At 36.3% G+C, this 16,822-nt stretch carries 19 protein-coding genes and 1 riboswitch; of the genes, 15 read left to right on the forward strand and 4 right to left on the reverse strand.

The window, feature by feature from the left end:
* The first annotated feature begins 2 nt into the window (after nt 1-2).
* The 6 genes from TTHE_RS04195 to TTHE_RS04220 are packed head-to-tail and all read left to right on the forward strand — an operon-like array spanning nt 3 to nt 4,100.
* Nucleotides 3-947, forward strand: a complete 945-nt coding sequence (locus TTHE_RS04195) for an RnfABCDGE type electron transport complex subunit D (RefSeq protein ID WP_013297356.1) — start codon at nt 3-5, stop codon at nt 945-947.
* A complete protein-coding gene (locus TTHE_RS04200; RefSeq protein ID WP_013297357.1) occupies nt 940-1,557 on the forward strand; it encodes an RnfABCDGE type electron transport complex subunit G in 618 nt (205 codons plus the stop codon). The genes TTHE_RS04195 and TTHE_RS04200 overlap by 8 nt, the downstream gene beginning before the upstream one ends.
* 10 nt (nt 1,558-1,567) lie before the next feature.
* The gene (gene rsxE / locus TTHE_RS04205) at nt 1,568-2,242 is read left to right on the forward strand and encodes an electron transport complex subunit RsxE (RefSeq protein WP_013297358.1); all 675 of its coding nucleotides are present in this window, start codon (nt 1,568-1,570) and stop codon (nt 2,240-2,242) included.
* Nucleotides 2,211-2,789, forward strand: a complete 579-nt coding sequence (gene rsxA / locus TTHE_RS04210; protein ID WP_013297359.1) for an electron transport complex subunit RsxA — start codon at nt 2,211-2,213, stop codon at nt 2,787-2,789. The genes rsxE and rsxA overlap by 32 nt, the downstream gene beginning before the upstream one ends.
* A gap of 13 nt (nt 2,790-2,802) precedes the next feature.
* Complete coding sequence (locus TTHE_RS04215; protein WP_013297360.1) at nt 2,803-3,642, forward strand: RnfABCDGE type electron transport complex subunit B; 840 nt, start codon at nt 2,803-2,805, stop codon at nt 3,640-3,642.
* Between the two features lie 44 nt (nt 3,643-3,686).
* Nucleotides 3,687-4,100 carry a SoxR reducing system RseC family protein gene (locus tag TTHE_RS04220; protein WP_013297361.1) on the forward strand — a complete coding sequence of 138 codons (414 nt, stop codon included), beginning with the start codon at nt 3,687-3,689 and terminating at the stop codon, nt 4,098-4,100.
* A 183-nt stretch (nt 4,101-4,283) separates the two neighbouring features.
* Here TTHE_RS04220 and TTHE_RS04225 read toward each other — a convergent pair whose 3' ends face one another.
* Nucleotides 4,284-5,213 (reverse strand): DUF362 domain-containing protein, encoded by a 930-nt coding sequence (locus TTHE_RS04225; protein ID WP_013297362.1) that lies wholly within the window; start codon nt 5,211-5,213, stop codon nt 4,284-4,286.
* Nucleotides 5,214-5,367: 154 nt separating this feature from the next.
* Nucleotides 5,368-5,462: riboswitch (SAM riboswitch) on the forward strand.
* Nucleotides 5,463-5,520: 58 nt separating this feature from the next.
* On the opposite strand from TTHE_RS04225, the gene TTHE_RS04230 reads away from it, so the two are divergent.
* Nucleotides 5,521-6,423 (forward strand): methylenetetrahydrofolate reductase, encoded by a 903-nt coding sequence (locus tag TTHE_RS04230; protein WP_013297363.1) that lies wholly within the window; start codon nt 5,521-5,523, stop codon nt 6,421-6,423.
* A gap of 22 nt (nt 6,424-6,445) precedes the next feature.
* On the forward strand, nt 6,446-8,851 hold the full coding sequence (locus TTHE_RS04235; RefSeq protein WP_013297364.1) for a homocysteine S-methyltransferase family protein: 2,406 nt from the start codon (nt 6,446-6,448) through the stop codon (nt 8,849-8,851).
* A gap of 24 nt (nt 8,852-8,875) precedes the next feature.
* Here the strand turns inward: TTHE_RS04235 and TTHE_RS04240 are convergent, their stop codons facing one another.
* From TTHE_RS04240 to TTHE_RS04250, 3 genes are read right to left on the reverse strand one after another with little or no spacing between them, the layout of a single operon-like run.
* On the reverse strand, nt 8,876-9,448 hold the full coding sequence (locus TTHE_RS04240; protein ID WP_013297365.1) for a manganese catalase family protein: 573 nt from the start codon (nt 9,446-9,448) through the stop codon (nt 8,876-8,878).
* Between the two features lie 12 nt (nt 9,449-9,460).
* Nucleotides 9,461-9,721: a spore coat protein CotJB gene (locus TTHE_RS04245; RefSeq protein ID WP_013297366.1), complete on the reverse strand. Its 261-nt coding sequence runs from the start codon at nt 9,719-9,721 to the stop codon at nt 9,461-9,463.
* A 3-nt stretch (nt 9,722-9,724) separates the two neighbouring features.
* Nucleotides 9,725-9,907, reverse strand: a complete 183-nt coding sequence (locus tag TTHE_RS04250; RefSeq protein ID WP_013297367.1) for a spore coat associated protein CotJA — start codon at nt 9,905-9,907, stop codon at nt 9,725-9,727.
* A gap of 144 nt (nt 9,908-10,051) precedes the next feature.
* On the opposite strand from TTHE_RS04250, the gene rlmD reads away from it, so the two are divergent.
* From rlmD to TTHE_RS04285, 7 genes are all read left to right on the forward strand, one after another.
* Nucleotides 10,052-11,404 (forward strand): 23S rRNA (uracil(1939)-C(5))-methyltransferase RlmD, encoded by a 1,353-nt coding sequence (gene rlmD / locus TTHE_RS04255; RefSeq protein ID WP_013297368.1) that lies wholly within the window; start codon nt 10,052-10,054, stop codon nt 11,402-11,404.
* Between the two features lie 392 nt (nt 11,405-11,796).
* A complete protein-coding gene (locus tag TTHE_RS04260) occupies nt 11,797-12,129 on the forward strand; it encodes a PadR family transcriptional regulator (protein ID WP_013297369.1) in 333 nt (110 codons plus the stop codon).
* Nucleotides 12,122-12,784 carry a DUF1129 domain-containing protein gene (locus TTHE_RS04265; protein WP_013297370.1) on the forward strand — a complete coding sequence of 221 codons (663 nt, stop codon included), beginning with the start codon at nt 12,122-12,124 and terminating at the stop codon, nt 12,782-12,784. The genes TTHE_RS04260 and TTHE_RS04265 overlap by 8 nt, the downstream gene beginning before the upstream one ends.
* Nucleotides 12,785-13,104: 320 nt before the next feature.
* Nucleotides 13,105-13,461, forward strand: coding sequence for a response regulator transcription factor (locus TTHE_RS04270; RefSeq protein ID WP_196793658.1), 357 nt, complete (start codon nt 13,105-13,107; stop codon nt 13,459-13,461).
* Nucleotides 13,462-13,499: 38 nt separating this feature from the next.
* Nucleotides 13,500-13,997, forward strand: coding sequence for a sensor histidine kinase (locus tag TTHE_RS04275; RefSeq protein WP_081441840.1), 498 nt, complete (start codon nt 13,500-13,502; stop codon nt 13,995-13,997).
* A gap of 246 nt (nt 13,998-14,243) precedes the next feature.
* Nucleotides 14,244-14,852, forward strand: a complete 609-nt coding sequence (locus TTHE_RS04280; protein WP_013297371.1) for a hypothetical protein — start codon at nt 14,244-14,246, stop codon at nt 14,850-14,852.
* Between the two features lie 201 nt (nt 14,853-15,053).
* Nucleotides 15,054-16,229, forward strand: a complete 1,176-nt coding sequence (locus TTHE_RS04285; protein ID WP_013297372.1) for a radical SAM protein — start codon at nt 15,054-15,056, stop codon at nt 16,227-16,229.
* Nucleotides 16,230-16,822: the final 593 nt, after the last annotated feature.

A 16,822-nucleotide genomic window follows, 5' to 3' on the forward strand; every position in this document is an offset into this window, starting at 1 on the left:
CAATGGAAAATAAATTATATGTCACGTCATCACCTCATTTCAGGTCAGAAGATAGTATTGAAAGGATAATGCTTGATGTTGTAATAGCTTTAATGCCAGCACTTATAGCAGGCATCATAATTTTTGGTATCCGTGCGTTATTTATAACGGTATTATGTATTGTTTTTTCGATTGCGACAGAAGCGGTAATACAAATTTTGACACATAAAGATGTAACGATAAACGATTTTAGTGCGGTTGTCACGGGAATACTACTGGCATTTAATCTTCCTGTATCAATACCATGGTGGATAGCGGCTATTGGGTCTATATTTGCAATAGCAATAGTTAAGCAAGTATTTGGCGGATTGGGATATAATTTCATGAATCCAGCATTAGCAGCAAGAGCTTTTTTACTTGCATCATGGCCAGTACCTATGAGCCGCTTTACTGTGGATGGGATAGCCAGTGCTACACCCCTTGCCATAATCAAAGGTACTGAATCATCATGTGAGCTACCTTCACTTTTTAATATGTTTATAGGTCTAAGAGGTGGTACAATTGGAGAAGTATCAATTTTAGCTTTGTTGATTGGTGCGGCATATCTCCTTAAAAGAAAGGTAATAACTCTGAGAATACCTTTAAGTTATATTTTAACAGTTGCAATATTAACATGGGTGCTTGGCAAGAATGGTCTATTTACTGGTGATCCATTATACCATATCATGTCAGGAGGACTTATTCTCGGTGCATTCTTTATGGCAACAGATTATACTACATCACCTGTTACTCCTAAAGGCCAGATAATCTTTGGAATTGGATGTGGCGTTTTTACTTCAATTATAAGGCTTTATGGCGGATATCCTGAAGGTGTATCTTATTCTATACTTCTAATGAATATAGCTACACCTCTCATAGATAGATACACAACACCGAAAGTATTCGGGGAGGTAAAAACTAATGAGTAGTAAAAATGATATCTTAAAGACGGGTATTACTCTTTTAATTATTACAGGTATAGCTGCAATAGTGTTAGGCTTTTTTAATTTCATTACTGAAAAACCTATCGCAAAACAGCTTGAAAATACAAATATGGAAGCAATGAAAGCTGTACTTCCAGCGGAGCAATATACAAAACTTGATTTAAGTAAGTACAAATTTAATTTTGATACATCTGGTGATCCGAAACTGACGCCAGATTCAAGACTTATAGAAGAAATAAATGAGGCAAAATCAAATGGCAATGTCGTTGGATATGTAATAAAAGTTGCACCAAAAGGATTTAGTGGCCCTGTTGATGAAATGATAGGAATAAATAAAGATGGCAAAATAACAGGCATAACAATAGTAAATCAATCGGAGACACCTGGACTTGGTGCAAAATCGGAAGATCCAAACTGGAATAAACAGTATAAAGGTAAAAATGCAGATAAAGATTTGGTAGTTGTAAAGACTGTTCCAAGCCAGGACAATCAGATTCAAGCAATAACCGGTGCTACAATAACATCTAGAGCAGTAACAAAAGGTGTAAATACGGCCATAGAAGCATACAGGGTTATTGCTGGATCAAATAAGTGAGGTGTTTTTTATGAGTATATTTAACACATTTAAAAACGGTATATGGAAAGAAAATCCTACATTTATCCAAGTCATTGGCATGTGTCCTACGCTTGCAGTGACAACTGCAGCTTTAAATGGTATAGCTATGGGAATAGCAGCTACATTTGTTCTATTTTTTTCAAATATATTAATATCCTCATTGAGAAAATTTACACCTGATAAGATTAGAATACCTATTTTTATCGTAGTAATAGCCACTTTTACAACCATAATAGGAATGCTTATTAAGGCATTTTCTCCAGCTCTTGACAAAGCCCTTGGAATATATATACCCCTTATCGTTGTAAACTGCATAATAATGGCAAGAGCTGAAGCATTTGCTTATAAAAATACTGTTTTGCAGTCTGCTGCAGATGGACTTGGTATGGGTTTAGGATTTACATTAGCGTTGTTTATATTGGGGTCCATAAGAGAGATAATAGGGAATGGTTCGATATTTGGAATATCACTGTTTGGACCAAATTATCAACCTGCTTTGATATTCATCATGCCTCCAGGAGCATTTATAACATTAGGTCTTCTTCTTGGATTCTTTAGATTAATGGAAGGCGTTCAAAAAAAGAGAAGAGAGAAGGCAATAAAAAAGAAGGCATTGTTGGGAGGTGCATCACATGCTGACAGAGCTTATACTTATACTGATTAGTTCTATACTTGTAAATAACTTCGTATTAGTAAGATTTTTAGGTGAATGTCCTTTTCTCGGTGTTTCAAAGAATGTTGAGACAGCACTTGGAATGGGTATAGCTGTTACATTTGTCATGACAATAGCATCTGCTTTTGCATACATAGTGTATAATATGATACTTGTGCCACTAGGCTTATCTTACCTTGAGACAATAGCGTTTATACTTGTAATAGCTTCACTGGTACAATTTGTAGAAATGGTAATAAAAAAATCAAGTCCAGCTTTGCATCAAGCGTTAGGCATATATTTACCGCTTATAACGACAAACTGTGCAGTTTTAGGTGTTGCACTTTTAAATGTTCAACAAAACTATAACTTCATTGAGTCAGTGGTGAATGGATTTGGTTCAGCTGTAGGATTTACGCTTGCGATTGTTTTATATGCTGGAATAAGGGAAAGACTAGAGCTTGCGCCAATTTCAAAAGTGTTGGAGGGATTTCCGATAGCGCTTATTGGTGCTGGCTTAATGTCAATAGCTTTTCTCGGTTTTCAAGGATTAATATAAAGGAGTGCTTTGAATGAGTGGAATATTGCCATATTTGATATTGCCATTAGCAAGCCTTGGAGGAATGGGTTTAGTATTTGGAATAGTTTTAGCATACGCATCTAAAAAATTTGAAGTTAAGGTTGATCAAAAAGAAGTTGAAGTAAGAAATGCCCTTCCTGGTGCTAATTGTGGTGCATGTGGATATCCAGGTTGTGACGGATTCGCACATGCAGTATCAACAGGTAATGCACCAATAGACGGATGTAAAGTGGGAGGAGCATCTGCTGCTAAAAAAGTTGGGGCTATTCTTGGTGTCAAAACAGATGTTAGTAATAAAAAGATGGTAGCATTTGTTAAGTGCAATGGTACTAGAAAAAATGCATTAGAAAAATATAAATATTTTGGTATCGATGACTGCAGGTCAGCAGTGCAGTACCAAGATGGATCAAAAGGGTGCCGTTTTGGATGTCTTGGCCTTGGAACATGTGAAAAATTGTGCCCATTTGACGCTATACATGTAATAGGCGATGGAGTCGCTGTTGTTGATGAGGATAAATGCACTGGGTGTGGGATTTGTGTAGATGCTTGTCCTAAAAATATAATAGAGTTAGTTGATGCAAACACTAAGACAAGGGTTATATGCTCTAATACTGATAAAGGCAAAAATGTAAGGCCAGTGTGTACAGTTGGATGTATAGGATGCAAAGCGTGTGAAAGAGCATGTAATTATGATGCCGTGCATGTCATAGATAATTTAGCTAAGATAGATTATGAAAAATGCGTATCATGCATGGCGTGTGTTGAAAAATGTCCTACAGATTCCATATATCCTTTTAAGACAAGCTTGATTGTAAACAAAATAAATGTTTAAATATTTTGTAAAGCTGGTTAAAAAAATGAGTGAGGCGTTAATTAATGACTGAAAAAGGATGCGTTGCCAATATAAAAGATGGAAAAGCAAAAGTTGAGCTACTAAGAAATGACATGTGCGGGAAATGCCATGCATGTGATATGGGAAGCAATAACAGAATGATGGTTGAAGTTGATGCAATTGATGAATTAAAAGTTGGTGATAATGTTTTATTAGAAATTAGAGAAACTTCAATGTTAAAGGCTACTATGATAATGTATGGCATACCGCTTTTATTTTTCTTTGTAGGTGTGTTTGCTGGTTATGCTGTAGCACATATATTTGGAATAGATAATTTTTCCCAGATGATAGAAGCTATATCGGGACTGTTATTTACGGCTATATCATTTATAGGCATTAAATACTATAGTAAAAAGGTAATAAATAAAGAATACAAACCTGTCATTAAAAAAATATAAATACAATATTAAGATAATACATATGATTCCACTGCAAAACTAATTTTTAACTAGTTTTATGCGATTCCAAAATTTGCCTAAATTTAAAAATGTTTTATCTAATAATAGATAAAGAAGACTTTTGCAGTGGAATCTCATAATATATTTAATAATTAAAACCTTTATTTGTGCAACTTAACATTTTTATGATTTGCCAGGTACCATTTGTTTGATTCCATTTGAATCCAGCGCAATGCCATAGCCATACGCTAAAGTTGAAAAATTTAATTCAGCCTGTTGTAATGGTATTCCTTTAATTGTGACATTTTTTAATTCGCCTGTTCCTACACCTCTTTTGGCGCATTGAAATAAATAGTTTACCCCCTGCGGCATGAATCCAAACATTCTGGCACCTACCGTGTCAGTTGCTACAGGATCGGTTCCTGCTATTATCATGTTTGCATTGATAGGCTTTCCTTCAGATGGGCCTGTGCCTATCATTGCTTCTTGTGCGCTTAATATTGTAAGGTCTATAGAAATTTTTTCTGCCATTGCTCTTATGAAATTGTGGAGGTCATCATGTATTCCTAGATTTTTTTTCGGAAATCCATGTATTTCTGCAGGAGGCCAGCTTAAAGCTATGTTTTTTATTCCAAGGGACACAGTCGCTTCCTCGTGTATCTTCATTTGAGTGAATGAAATCAAAACATCCATCTTTTCATAAAGGTCATTTACTTTTGTAGATTTAACGAGGCAATCGTCAAGCAACAGTTCTACATAAGGTCCATAATTTAAATCCACAAACTCGACGCCCTCTTCTGATATGACTTTATCAATGCCATTATCTGACATGACTTTTGGCGTAGGATCACCGCCAGAACCGGCGGCAATTACTATTCTTCCGGGATTTTTCGATTTTATATACCTGATTAATGCCCTTAATGTATTTGGACCGACTATTGTACCGCTTTGTGGCGGTTTGCTTTTGACAAAATTAGGTGTAATCACAACTGTATTGCCTGCATCTATTAAATTTTGAAGTGGAAGTAAATTTAATGCGTTGTTTAGGTTTTCTATTTCATCAGGTCCTGATGTGATGGAAACTACAGGTTCGACTATTTTTCTGTATCTCATAAAATCACCTCATATATATCTTTTCACATTTTTAAAAAAATAAAAGATTAATTGCAGCATAAAACACCAAGGAATTTTAATGATTCAACAAATATTTCATTGACATTTAAGCATCTGGATTGTATTATATAATTTAACAAATTAATATAATAAACTCTTATCAAGAGTAGCGGAGGGACTGGCCCTATGAAGCTCGGCAACCGGATATCACGGTGCCAATTCCAGCAGCGTATCGCTGAAAGATGGGAGCACATTTATCTCTTCTTTTGGCGAAGAGATTTTTTTATTTTTATCAGGAGGGGTTATATTGTTAAATTCAAAAAATTTATGTCAAAAGCTCAATAACCGTGAATTTGTTGTTACTGTTGAGATGTCAACGCCAAAAGGAGCTGATATTTCAAATTCTATTGAAGAAGCAAGAAAATTGTATGGAATAGTGGATGCTTTAAATATAACTGACTGTCCTATGGCAAACATGAGGATGAGTCCGATTGCGCTTGCACATCTTCTACAAAATCATCTGAATATTGAAACTATATTCCATCTAACTTGCAGGGATAGAAATCTTATAGGTCTTCAGGCAGAGCTTTTAGGGGCGTATGCTCTTGGAGTAAGAAATATTCTTGCATTGACGGGTGATGATCCTAAACGTGGAGATGTACCTCAAGCAACTGGTGTATACGATGTGGATTCTATAGGGTTAATTAAGATTGCAAAATCGTTAAACAACGGTTTTGACTACAGTGGAAACAGGCTGGAGTCATCGACAAGCTTTTGTATAGGTACTACAGCAAATCCAAATGATTTAAGCAAAGAATCAATAGAAAAATTAAAGATAAAAATAGAAAATGGGGCATCATTTATACAGACACAACCGGTTTATGATGAAAAAATATTATATAGATTCCTTGATGCAATAAGCAAGTTCGGCATACCTGTCTTAGTAGGTGTTCTGCCGCTTAAAAGTTATAAAATGGCTGTCAATTTAAATGCAAAGGTACCAGGCATTGAAATACCTGATTACATCCTTGAAAGATTAAAAAACAACGGAAAAGGCGAAGGACTTAAAATTGCGGTAGAGTTTATAAATAAGATAAAAAATCTGGTAAGTGGTGTTCATATTATGCCGCTTGGGAGGACGGACATCGTCGTCGATATTATCAATAATGTAAAAAATATAAAGACAGATATTAAAAAAGAAGTTTTGTAATCACTGTAAGGAGATGTAATCATTGGATATTTTAAAGAACTTAAAGAATAGTGTAATTGTGTTTGATGGAGCAATGGGAACGATGCTTCAAATGAAAGGGCTTAAAACAGGTGAGTGCCCAGAGTACTATAACATAACACACCCGGATATCGTATATGAAATTCATAAATCGTACATCGATGCTGGCGCTGATGTGATTGAAACAAATACTTTTGGTGCCAATAGGATAAAATTGAAAGCTTATAATCTTTCTGGCGATGTACCGTTGATAGTAAGAAGTGCTGTTAAGATAGCAAAGAAGGCTGCAGGAGATAAAGCGGTTGCCCTTTCGATGGGACCTATTGGAGAATTGATGGAGCCTTTCGGCAAACTTACATTTGATGAAGCATATAATGCCTTTTCTGAAGTCGCTGTAGAAGGTGAAAAGGCAGGTGCAGATTTAGCACTAATAGAAACTATGTCAGATATTTTAGAAGCTAAGGCGGCTATTCTTGCAGTGAAAGAAAATACGAATTTAAAAGTAATATGCACTATGACGTTTCAAGAAGATGGAAGAACATTGATGGGGACAGATCCTGTGACAGCTGTTGTGAGTCTTCAAGGGTTGGGGCTTGACGCTATTGGCGTGAATTGTTCTACAGGGCCTGATATGATGGCTGATATAGTAAAAAAGATGTCGGAAGTTGCTCGAATACCTATTTTAGCGCAGCCAAATGCCGGGATGCCTCATTTAAAGGATGGCAAGACGTTCTACAATGTATCGCCGGAGCAATTTGTACATCAGTCAAAAAAACTTTTAGAGTGTGGCGCATCTATTGTAGGTGGCTGCTGTGGCACGACACCGGAGTTCATTAAATTATTAAAGAACGATGTATATAATGTTGAGCATAAATCGACCATGAGGAAAGTGACAGCAGTTTCATCAAATACAAAAACTGTTTTCATAGGTGAAAATAACCCAATATGTATAATAGGTGAGAGGATAAATCCGACAGGTAAAAAAAGGCTAAGTGCGGCTATAAAAGAGGGTAAGTTTAATATTCTGTTTGATGAAGCGAGCTCACAGGAAAATTTAGGCGCTGATATGTTGGATATAAATATTGGAGTGCCGGGAATAGATGAAGAGAAGCTAATGCCTTATGTCGTCTCGCAGATTCAAAATATTGTCAATCTGCCGTTGCAGATAGATAGCAGCAATGTCAAAGCAATAGAAAATGCAGTAAGAATAGTAAGAGGAAAGCCGATTATAAACTCTGTAAGCGCAAAAGAAAAAAGCTTACAAGAAGTATTGCCCATTGTTAAAAAGTATGGTACTAACGTTATAGGACTTACAATAAGCGATGAAGGGCTTCCTAGAAATGCGGAGGAAAGGCTTAAAAATGCTGAAAAGATTGTAAAAACAGCCTTTGACTATGGAATACCAAAGGAAGATATTATAATTGATTGCATAGCTCTTACGGTGTCATCGGAGCAGACGGCGGCGATTGAAACTTTAAAGGCAATTAAACTTGTAAAAAGTGAACTTGGTGTAAGCACGATTATTGGACTTAGCAACATATCTTATGGTTTGCCTGAGCGGCAACTTATAAATACTGCATTTCTTGCCATGGCAGCATCATACGGCCTTGATGCAGTGATAGTAAATCCAAACGATAAAATTACGATGGATATATTAAATGCATCAATGGTTTTGACATCTAGGGATGCAAGATGTGAAAAATACATACAGACATATAAAAAAGATGATAAAATCAGCAATATATCCGATGCAACGATTGAAGAAAAACTAAAAAAAGATGCAAGCCAAATGCTTTATAAAAACATACTAGAAGGTAAAAAGGCAGACATAGATAGATTAGTGCTGGAAATACTTAATGAAGGCGTAGAACCATTAAGCATAGTAGATAATACAATAATACCTGCATTGAAGGATGTAGGAGACAAGTACGATAAGGGAATATATTTTCTACCGCAGCTTTTAAACTCCGCTGAAGTTGTAGAAAGCGCTTTTAAAGTTTTAAAAGAAAAGATGCCAAAAGGAATGGGATCTAAAGGCAAAATAATACTTGCTACAGTAGAAGGCGACATACACGACATAGGTAAAAATATAGTCAAAGTCCTTCTTGAAAATTACGGGTACGAGGTAATAGATCTTGGGAAAGATGTGAAACCATCTACTATAGTTGACGAACTGAAGCGGACGAAAGCACCGCTTGTAGGGCTTAGTGCCTTAATGACTACGACGCTTAACAATATGGAAAAGACGATTAAAATATTAAGGAAGGAACATGATGTAAAAATCATGGTTGGTGGTGCTGTGCTTACAAAAGATTATGCAATGAAAATCGGCGCTGATTATTATGGTGCAAATGCGCAAGAGGCGGTTAGGATAGCCGATAAAGTATTTAGCGAATTAAACAAAGAGTAAAAGCCGGTGGTTCCGGCTTTTACTTTAATATATTTTTTTGCATCTTAGATGTTCTCTTACCCTATCTAAAGTCTCTCCAAATCTCTGGAAGTGTACAATTTCTCTTTCTCTTAAAAATCTCAATGTATCTTTTACACATGGATCATCAGTAAGGTTTATAAGGTGTTCATATGTTGCCCTTGCTTTTTCCTCGGCTGCCATGTCTTCATGAAGATCTGCGATTACATCACCCTTTGCTTGAATGTACGCCGCTGTCCAAAGCATTCCTGTTGCGTCGTTGTAGAAAATTGCCCTGTCGTGTTCGGTGTACTGCTCACCAAGCCCTTCTCTTCTAAGCTCTTCTGCTGGTACACCTTTTAAAAGCTTAAATACCATTGTGGCAATTATTTCAAGATGCGCAAATTCTTCTGTGGATATATCTGTCAATGTTCCCTTTGCTTGGCCTGTAGGCATTGTGTATCTTTGAGTCTGGTATCTCAACGCTGCAGCTAATTCACCATCCGGTCCTCCATACTGTGCTATTAAAAATTTAGCCATCTTGATGTCTGGCTTACATACATTGGCAGGATATTCTAATTTTTTTTCATACACCCACATAGTATCACCTCTTTAATACTGAATTTCCCATGGCCATGGGTCATCTACCCACCTAAATCTGTTACACTGTGAAGGTGTTTCACCGAAAGACATCAATGGACCATAAAGTTGCTCATATTGTACTTTTAATGATTTTGACTGTTGGCTATAGTAGTTGTAATCTTTTAATGCTTTTTGATCTTCAGGATGTGTGTCAAGGTAAAGATTTAAGTCTATACACGCAAAATCTAACTCCATTATTTTTTTGATAAGAGCTACTTGATTTGCATCCATTTATTAGTACCCCCTCGCTTTTTCCTCAATGTATGGCTTATCTAATTCAGGGAAAATTGTTCCTCTCCTTAAACCTTGTTCAGGCGGATACGATGATACATACTTTTGCATCGGTATATATGCCTCAGCCAAGCCTTTTTGGCTCATATCATATGTTTGTATATAAAGATCGTTATAATCATACATATATAAAACCCCCATTTTAGTATTTTTAATATATAATATTCAGATTATATATATGTGTGATAATATATTTATAATGAATTATTTTGACGTATTTACACATGTATGGTATATATAATGTATATCAAAGTTTAGGGGAAATGTGACATGAAGAAAAACGAAGAAATAATTGTTAATATAGATGATATGGACTTAAATGGACATGGATTAACACATTTAAGTGGCAATATTATTAAGGTAAGAGGAGCTATTAAAGGGCAAAAGGCAAAGGTGAAGATAAAAAAAATAAAAGGTGAAGAAATTGAGGCAGATGTTGTAGAGGTACTAGAGAGATCACCGTTGGAACATAGTGATGTATGTAAACATTTTGGTAAATGTGGCGGTTGTGCATATTTAAATATAAATTATGAGGATCAATTAAAATTAAAAGAAGATTATGTAAAAAAACTTCTTGATGAAGCAGGAATAAAAGATTTTGAATTTCTCGGCATTGTCAGAAGTCCAGATGCCTTTTTATACAGAAACAAGATGGAGTACACGTTTGGAAAAGATGACAATGGGATAAGTCAGTTGGGACTTCACGTGAAAGGTAGATTTTACGATATTGTAACGACGGAAGACTGCAGGATTGTTGATAGTGATTTTATCACATGCTTAAAAAATGTGTTGAGATATGTAGAAGAGCACGGTTTACCACACTATAACATTAAGACGCATGAAGGTTATCTAAGACATTTAGTTGTAAGAAAAGCTGCAAATACAGGTGAGGTTATCATTAATGTTGTTACAACATCTCAGATAAAACACGATTTTAGTAAACTGGTAGATGAGCTTAGAAGCATAAAATTAAATGGTAAACTTATAGGTATATTGCACACTGTAAATGACAGCTATTCTGATGCAGTTAAGTGCGAAAAACTTACAGTTTTGTACGGCAGAGACTATATAATGGATGAAATACTCGGTCTTAAATTTAAGATAAGCGCCTTTTCATTTTTCCAAACTAATTCAAAAGGTGCAGAGAAGCTCTACAGCATAGCAAGGGAATTCGCAGGGGAAATATCTAACAAAATTTTATTTGACTTGTATTGCGGTACTGGGACTATAGGGATAATAATGGCACCATTGGCTAAAAAAGTCATAGGTGTAGAACTTGTTGAAGAAGCCGTTGATGCTGCACGTGAAAATGCACGATTAAATGGACTTAGTAATATACAGTTTATAGCAGGTGATGTCGCACAAAAAATAAAGGAAATAAATGAAAAGCCGGATGTGGTTGTGTTAGATCCTCCTAGACCCGGAGTAAATCCAAAAGCTATATTGGATATTATTAAGTTAAACCCAGAAAAGATAATCTATGTATCCTGCAATCCTGTGTCCCTAACAAGGGATTTAAAGATGTTTAATGAAAGACAGTACAAAGTGGAAAAAGTAAAATGCGTCGACATGTTTCCTCACACTCCTCATGTGGAATGCGTAACATTGATGTCAAGGGTGTAAGCCTTGAACTTACTGGGTTTGCAGGATTATACTTATCTTGTCTACTCGACGTATAGTTTTAAATGCGTCCGCGGGAACATATCGATGGATAGAAAAAGAACCGAAAAATGAAGTAGGGTCGAGTTGATAGAATAGATAACGTCATAGAGTTGTGGAGATAGGATAGATGTAAAAATTGGTGATATTGAATTTAATATATTGAGCTGACCGCTGATCAGGAGATGAATTCTCTTGATTGGCGGTTTCGTTTTATTAATAGCTCATAAAAAATCAATTTATTGAGAATGATGTTATCATTTAGAGTGAGCAAAAAGAAACTTGACAAAGTTAGTATCTTGCAATACAATATACCTGTATATTGCATTGCAAGATACTAAATGGGAGGTTTTATTATGATTCCTTCACAAATGTTAAAAGGTGTGTTAGAAGGATGCATTTTAGAGATAATCCGAAAACAAGAGACTTATGCATATGAAATCTCGAAACAGTTAGAGCGATATGGATTTGGAGAGATATCTGAAGGAACAATATATCCTATTATTTTGCGCCTACAGAAAAGTGAACTTGTGAAAGCTACTTTACAAGACTCTAATAGCGGACCGAAGCGCAAATATTATCATTTAACTGAGAAGGGGGTTATTAGTCTAAGTGAATTTAAAGTTAACTGGCAAGAACTAGATCATGCGGTTAATCAATTATTTATGGGAGGAAAAGAACATGAATAAATTAGCAAAGGAATTATTAAAGAAAAATAATAATAGGGAAAAAGCGATATTTGATGAAAACAAAGAAATTTATACAAATATGATTGTCTACTTACGGGGTTCTGATTTATCAGAGTACAATCAAGAAGTTGTAAGAGGAGATATTATTGAACTAATTATTGATGGTCAGCAACGAGGCGATAATATTAAAAAAGTCATGGGAGGCAGATATAAGGAAATCTGTGATCAGATTATCGAAGCTATGCCTAAGAAGACAAAAAAAGATAAGGTGATGGATTTTTTAGATATGTCTCTTCATGCACTATGGGTTTTAGGTGTTATTTCTTTAGCTAAAAACTTTATAATTAGCTTAATTTCAAATAAAGCTGGGTTTGAGTTTATCTTAACCGTTGGGGATATTATAAATGGACTTGCAATTATCCTTATAGCAAATGTGATTGTATTGTATATTACTAAAACAGCATTTGGTGCAAAGAAAGAAAAAAAAGTAGTTTCTTTTTTAAAAGCGTGGTTTATTGCTGCAGCTGTTTTGGCAGCTATGATATTGAGTAATGTATACTTTAGAACCATTGCAGTGAATATTTCTTTATGGTTAGCAGCAATAACTGTCATATTGATTTTTGTTATTTGGAAAATTATAAGTGAAAGAGCGTAAATGAGATTTTCTTAATTTGATTTTGCTAAGTCGACGCGTTCCCGTCTACCGTAAGTGCAAAATTTGCGATAGATATGTTTCCGAGAACGGACATATCTCAAATGACATTTATTCTGTCCTCTCGTGCCACGTAGAGACGGTAGTGCTGTTGACAAATGTAAAAAACAAATAAGCGTCTGAAAAACGGCTTGAATACAGGGGTTTTCCGGTGATTTGCCATCTGCCTAAAATGTGCTTTTTGGTGGTGGTGGTATAAACTTTCTTTAACATCTGTTTGCTACAATTATAAAAGTTTAAAATAAAACGGAGGTGTTTGCCACATGATTAATATACCTGTTGTTGAAGATGATGAAAAACTGATATGCACCTATCTTAATGATAACGGATATTCTGCAAAAGGATGCCTGAATCCGAAGGAAGCATATGATTTAATGTACAATAGTACATACGATTTAATAATTTCGGATATTATGATACCGGAAATCGACGGTTATGAGTTTGCAAAAACGGTGCGTGAATTAAATAAGGTTATTCCTATACTTTTTATCAGCGCTCTTGACGATATCTCATCAAAACAAAAAGGATTCAGGGCAGGCATTGATGATTATATGGTAAAGCCGATTAATATGGATGAGCTGGTACTGCTGAACAACGCAAAGAATATACAGATACGATAATTACGGCATCTCGACGGCTGACAGCACTTGTTACTAATATGCTCAAGCTGAATAAACTTGAAAATCAGGAGATAAGACCAGTTGCGGAGCCATATGATTTGTGCAGGCAGTTATGCAACTGTGCGCTTTCTTTTGAAAACTTGTGGGAAGAAAAAGGAATCGAATTTGAAGCGGATATTGAGGATCAAGCCGTTATACGCGCGGATGAAAGCATGCTGGAACTAGTATGGAACAACCTGCTTTCCAACGCTATAAAATTTACCGAACCAGGTGGAAAGATTACATTAAAGCAGACTTCTGATGAAGACACAGTCACCGTATCAGTGTCCGACACAGGTTGCGGAATCAGTGATGAAGCGATGAAGCACATTTTCGACAAATTTTATCAGGGAGATACATCTCATTCCAGCGAAGGAAACGGCCTTGGCCTTGCCCTTGTGCTTAGAGTTATTGAACTGCTAGACGGCTCTATATCGGTAAAGAGCGAAGTAGGCAAAGGCTCGACATTTACAGTCAGGTTAAGAAAAAATATATAAAAGCGAATTTTGTAGTGCACTATTGAGTACATATATCAAAACCAAGCAGCGTGAATTTGATTTTTTTGAATTCATGCTGCTTTTTTATTAAAAAATTCTCATTTGCTCTACTTCAAATTAATATTTCTTAAACATTTCTCCAACAATTTAAAAACATTGCTGCATTATAATAAAAACATCAGATAAAGAACGGGCAATCCAGGCTCGTGATTCTGATAGAAATTTTTATAAAAAGGAGCGATTGATATGAGTGAGACTGAAAAAAACAATTTTATTGGCTATGAGTACAAGGATATTACTGTAAAACGCGACATGGAAGCGTTATATGTAGACAGCTATCCCTACTTTGGCTGGGTACTGGATGGCACTAGCCCTGCCGTTAAGGGGCTGACGCATGTTACCTTGAAATTCAAGCGTGACCGAAAAATTAAGAACAAAGCTGAGTTGACAAGACTTCAGCATCAATTCGAGAGTCATGCAAAGGAAATCGAGAGATTGGAAATGTCTAAAGTAGTCGGGGCAAGCACTGTGGCATATGTTGTTGGCGTCTTCGGAACGGCGTTCATGGCATGTTCGGTGTTCAGCTATTTGGCTGGTATGCTGCCGCTCAGTATAATTCTTGCAGTTCCAGGGGTTATAGGCTGGATAATTCCGTATTTTTGCTATGAAAAAATCAAAAGCAAAAAGACGGATGAAGTATCCCCCATTATTGAACAGAAATATGACGCAATTTATGAGACATGCGAGAAAGCCAATCGTTTAGTGAACCTACTCCATCCTATAGAGGATGAAGCTTCCTACTTCATAGACCGTTGCCTACTGTTATTCACAGCAGGTCTTACACAATCTCCATAGGCGTAATTTCGGGAGGAACCTTCCCTACAAAAATATTACTCTTAGGCTGTTATGCCTAATTGTCTTTACTTTTTACTCCTGATAATATTATAGCATATAATGTTATGGAAAACAATAGAAATTCATCTCCCACCTATAGAGGATGGGAGACTTCTTTCAAGCCTTCGTTAAATAATTGACACAGAAAGGAAGTGCTTATCAATGGGTATTAAGTCCGATTTGCAGGTTGTGGCCCTGCGCAAGGCGTATGAATTCGTGGACCGCGATCCGGAAACCAACATCCCTAAACTCGTTTATTTTCTTGACAAATTTATACCGCCTGGAATTCTTGACGAGCAAATAGACGCGGTTAAAAAGGTTATATCGGAGACCGAAAGCAACTGGTACAAATATATAATGAGCCTTTGGACGGATATTGATGATGATGTGAGAAAAAAGATTTTTGAAAATTTTGTAATAAATGCATCCTTTTTTTCCTTTATTCTGGGGGGAGAGCCTCTTGTAAGAAAGGCGGACATCATCCGCTTGTGTGAAACACATCCAGACTGCCAGTTCAGTGCGTTTACAAACGGTACCCTCATTGATGAAGCTTTTGCTGATGAAATGCTGAGGGTCAAGAATTTCATCCCTGCCATCAGCGTTGAAGGCTTTGAAGAAGATACTGACTTTCGGCGTGGAATCGGCACATTCAAAAAAGTTGAAAAAGCTATGTCGATACTCAAGGCCAAGCGTCTGCCGTTCGGGATCTCCTGCTGCTACACGAGCAAAAACGTTCATATAATTGGTTCAGAGGAGTATTTTGATCAAATGATTGAATGGGGTGCGAAATTTTGCTGGTTTTTTACATATATGCCTATTGGGAACTCAGCAGTACCAGAGCTGATGGTCAGCGCCGAACAAAGAAAATTTATGTATGAGCAGGTGCGCAAATTCCGCGGAACAAAGCCTTTATTCACTTTGGATTTTTGGAACGACGGAGAATATGTGGACGGATGTATAGCGGGGGGAAGACGCTATTTGCACGTCAACGCAAATGGCGATATAGAACCTTGTGCGTTCATTCACTATTCGGATTCTAACATTCGTGAAAAGACTCTGTTGGAAGCTTTGCAATCTCCGTTATTCATGGCTTACCACGATCGTCAGCCGTTCAACGAAAACCACCTGCGTCCTTGTCCGCTGCTGGATAACCCAGATGCATTAGTGGAAATGGTGGAAACCTCAGGTGCGCACTCCACCGATTTGGAAAATCCTGAAGATGTGCACCGCCTTTCTGCTAAATGCAAAATCCCCGCAGAAAATTGGGCACCGGTTGCAGACGAGCTTTGGAAATGTACAGGACATTGTTCGGCGTGCAATAAGTCGAAATTGGCGTAAAGAAAAAATGTACGAATGTGAAAGCTGTTATCGGTGACGTCATTGCTGCTGTTGCGGTTGTTGCTGTAATCAATAATCGTAAATAATGAAAAAATATTACAATAAGCCATGATTTTGTTAAGCAGTCTTATCCTATATTTGCTTAATTGTGACATAGAAAGTATCTAAAAATGAAAAGAGGTGAATTAAATGAAAGCTATCATTGTCATTTTAATAATTGTTGTTGTAGGTGTCATCGGTATAACTGCAGCCAAGAAAAAGCACAAGTAATATATCATGCAAAGAAAGGAAAAAGTAAACAGTTGCCTTACTGGTATTCAATGCTTCGATTGATCTTAAAAATAAAAGGGTGAGAATGCCCGTTAAAAATGCAATTATGTCATTAACATAAGAGAAAGGAAAAACCATGTTTTATAGTCACAGATAAAACTAAAATATTAATCTAAACGCAAAAAGCCTTGAATCAATAAAAAATGATTTAAGGCTTTTTTATACATGCGCGCCAGGCATGGGCGATAGCTAGATTGAGGATTAATGTTCAATCTCCAGGTTCTGTTGAGATAAATTGAAAAATTTACATTGATTCATCTGTT

This window comes from Thermoanaerobacterium thermosaccharolyticum DSM 571, assembly GCF_000145615.1.
Classification (GTDB): domain Bacteria; phylum Bacillota; class Thermoanaerobacteria; order Thermoanaerobacterales; family Thermoanaerobacteraceae; genus Thermoanaerobacterium; species Thermoanaerobacterium thermosaccharolyticum.

Excerpts from the sequence above, each read along its gene's own strand:
- TTHE_RS04240 (WP_013297365.1), bottom strand. The coding sequence starts at position 9,448 with ATGTGGGTGTATGAAAAAAAATTAGAATATCCTGCCAATGTATGTAAG.
- rlmD (WP_013297368.1), top strand. The coding sequence starts at position 10,052 with ATGAAGAAAAACGAAGAAATAATTGTTAATATAGATGATATGGACTTA.
- TTHE_RS04285 (WP_013297372.1), top strand. The coding sequence starts at position 15,054 with ATGGGTATTAAGTCCGATTTGCAGGTTGTGGCCCTGCGCAAGGCGTAT.
- TTHE_RS04200 (WP_013297357.1), top strand. The coding sequence starts at position 940 with ATGAGTAGTAAAAATGATATCTTAAAGACGGGTATTACTCTTTTAATT.
- TTHE_RS04275 (WP_081441840.1), top strand. The coding sequence starts at position 13,500 with ATGCTCAAGCTGAATAAACTTGAAAATCAGGAGATAAGACCAGTTGCG.
- TTHE_RS04250 (WP_013297367.1), bottom strand. The coding sequence starts at position 9,907 with ATGTATGATTATAACGATCTTTATATACAAACATATGATATGAGCCAA.
- TTHE_RS04220 (WP_013297361.1), top strand. The coding sequence starts at position 3,687 with ATGACTGAAAAAGGATGCGTTGCCAATATAAAAGATGGAAAAGCAAAA.
- TTHE_RS04260 (WP_013297369.1), top strand. The coding sequence starts at position 11,797 with ATGATTCCTTCACAAATGTTAAAAGGTGTGTTAGAAGGATGCATTTTA.
- TTHE_RS04265 (WP_013297370.1), top strand. The coding sequence starts at position 12,122 with ATGAATAAATTAGCAAAGGAATTATTAAAGAAAAATAATAATAGGGAA.
- TTHE_RS04245 (WP_013297366.1), bottom strand. The coding sequence starts at position 9,721 with ATGGATGCAAATCAAGTAGCTCTTATCAAAAAAATAATGGAGTTAGAT.
- TTHE_RS04280 (WP_013297371.1), top strand. The coding sequence starts at position 14,244 with ATGAGTGAGACTGAAAAAAACAATTTTATTGGCTATGAGTACAAGGAT.
- rsxE (WP_013297358.1), top strand. The coding sequence starts at position 1,568 with ATGAGTATATTTAACACATTTAAAAACGGTATATGGAAAGAAAATCCT.
- TTHE_RS04215 (WP_013297360.1), top strand. The coding sequence starts at position 2,803 with ATGAGTGGAATATTGCCATATTTGATATTGCCATTAGCAAGCCTTGGA.
- TTHE_RS04195 (WP_013297356.1), top strand. The coding sequence starts at position 3 with ATGGAAAATAAATTATATGTCACGTCATCACCTCATTTCAGGTCAGAA.
- rsxA (WP_013297359.1), top strand. The coding sequence starts at position 2,211 with ATGCTGACAGAGCTTATACTTATACTGATTAGTTCTATACTTGTAAAT.
- TTHE_RS04225 (WP_013297362.1), bottom strand. The coding sequence starts at position 5,213 with ATGAGATACAGAAAAATAGTCGAACCTGTAGTTTCCATCACATCAGGA.
- TTHE_RS04270 (WP_196793658.1), top strand. The coding sequence starts at position 13,105 with ATGATTAATATACCTGTTGTTGAAGATGATGAAAAACTGATATGCACC.